Here is a 1,010-nt window from a genome sequence, read left to right as displayed (position 1 = left end):
ACTTTCCGTCACCTTACGTATCTCAACTGGCATATGCCCGACTTCAGACAAAGAATAAGAGAGAGAAGAAGAAGAAGGGGGGAAGAGGGAGAAAGGGAGAAAAAGGGAGAAAAAAAAAAAAGAAAAGGGTAGAGAAAGACAAAAGGAAAGAGGGAGAAGGGAAGGAGGAGGAGAAAGGAGGAGGGAAGAAGAGGGGGAAGGGGGAGAAGGAAAAAAAAGAGAGAAAGGGGAAAAAGAGAGGAAGAGGGAAGGGGAAGGGAGGAAGGGAAGAAAAAAAAGGGAGGGAAAAAAGGAGGAGAAAAGGAGAGGGGAAGAAGAAAGAGGGAAAGGAAAAGGGGAGGAGAAGGGGGAGAGGGAAGAGAGAGGGAAAAAAAGGAGGAAGGAAGAGAGGGAGAAAAAGAAAAAGGAGGGAAGGGGAGAAAAGGGAAGGGAAGGAAAAGAAGGGAAAGGGAAGAAAAGGAGGGAAAGGAAGGAAGAGGAGAGAGAGGGGAGGAAGAGGGGGGAGAAAGGGAAGGAGGGGGGGGGAGGGGAGGAAGAAGGAGAGAGAGGAGGGGAGGGAAAGGAAAGAGGAAGGGAGGGAGGAGGGAGGGGAAAGGGAGGGGAAGAAAGAGGGGAAGGGAGGGAGGAGGGGAGAGAAAGAAGAAAGGGGGGGGAAGGGAAGGGGGAAGGAAAAGGGGAAGGAAGAGGGGGAGAGGAGAAAGAGAGGGGAAAGGAAGAAAAAGAAAAAAGAAAGAAAAAGAAGAGGGAAAGAGGAGCGGAAAGGGAGAAAGAAGGGGAAAGAAGAAGAAGGGGGGAAGGAAAGGGAGGAAAAAAGAAAAGAAAGAAAGAAAAGGAAAGGAGAGGGGAAAAGAGAGAGGGGGAGAAAAAAGAAAAAGGGGAGGAGAGAAAAAGAGGAAGGGGGGAAGAGAAAGAAAGGGAGGAGAAGGAGGAAAGGAAAAAAGAAGAGGAGAAAGGAAGGGAAGGGAGGAAAAGAGAAGAGGAAAAAGGAAGGGGAAAAGAAGGAGAAGGGC

General features: G+C 49.3%; 1 protein-coding gene. It reads left to right on the top strand.

From position 1 onward, the window contains the following. A partial coding sequence (locus ABMY45_RS23790) for a hypothetical protein (RefSeq protein WP_349289601.1) occupies window positions 1–1,010 on the top strand: 1,010 nt, incomplete at both ends.

The organism is Pseudoalteromonas sp. XMcav11-Q (genome assembly GCF_040104525.1).
In the GTDB taxonomy this organism is placed as follows: Bacteria; Pseudomonadota; Gammaproteobacteria; order Enterobacterales; family Alteromonadaceae; genus Pseudoalteromonas.
The sequence above is the reverse complement of the archived record's forward strand: the minus strand, read 5'-3'. Positions and strand labels throughout refer to the sequence as shown.